Annotated in this window: 1 protein-coding gene; it reads right to left on the minus strand. The window is 73.2% G+C overall.

Features of this window, described 5'->3' with window-relative positions:
* A partial coding sequence (locus tag G3I53_RS30065) for a recombinase family protein (RefSeq protein ID WP_164438972.1) occupies positions 1-228 on the minus strand: 228 nt, incomplete at both ends.

Below are 228 nucleotides of genomic sequence, written 5' to 3' on the forward strand. Positions count from 1 at the left end.
GAGGCAAGGTCGATCCCGGACAGCAGCCCGGACTCCACCCGCAGGTGCAGGCCCCGCCGGATGAGCACCGGCCGCAGGGCGATGATGTCCGCCACTGACCGGAACAGCCTCGCCGCGTCGGCGATCCGGATGGTGTCCCCGACGGCGGCCTCGTCCAGGAGCTGCTTGAACCCGGCGCGGTGCACGGACAGCACCCGGCTGGAGGTCGCCGGGTCCTCGTAGGCCGGG

This window comes from Streptomyces sp. SID14436, assembly GCF_010548465.1.
Lineage (GTDB): Bacteria > Actinomycetota > Actinomycetes > Streptomycetales > Streptomycetaceae > Streptomyces.